Origin of the sequence: Pseudomonas sp. B2021, assembly GCF_018135665.1 — a bacterium.
Taxonomy (GTDB): domain Bacteria; phylum Pseudomonadota; class Gammaproteobacteria; order Pseudomonadales; family Pseudomonadaceae; genus Aquipseudomonas; species Aquipseudomonas lactis.
In genome coordinates, this window is sequence record NZ_SMOF01000033.1 from 1 (window position 1) to 428 (window position 428).

The 428-nt window shown below is 65.4% G+C and carries 1 protein-coding gene; it reads left to right on the top strand.

Annotated features, from left to right (window positions below):
- The coding region (locus E1K68_RS27550; protein ID WP_275959734.1) for a contractile injection system protein, VgrG/Pvc8 family at positions 1-428 on the top strand (428 nt) is incomplete at both ends.

Sequence of the window (428 nt, forward strand, 5' to 3'; positions counted from 1 at the left end):
TTCATCGCCCGCCTCGCCGCCGAGGAAGGCCTGCTCTACACCTTCGAACACCGCGACGACGGCCACACCCTCGTCCTCACCGACCGCGTCGGCGGCCTGGGCACCATCGGCACGCACAAACATTGCCCCGTGATCTACCAACCCATGGCCGGCGGCGATGCCACGGAACCGGCCTTGACCCGTTTTCACTACACCGAACAAGTACGCACCGCCCGCCAGGTACAACGCGACTACACCTTCACCCACCCGCGCTACGACCAACAGCACACCGCCACCGGCGACCAGGACCTGAAAAACCAGCACAAGGACTACGAGCGCTACGACTACCCCGGCCGCTACAAACGCGACATCGCCGGCAAGCCCTTCACCAAGACCCGGCTGACCGCCCTGCGCAATGACGCCAAACTGGCGCACCTGGCCGGTGACGA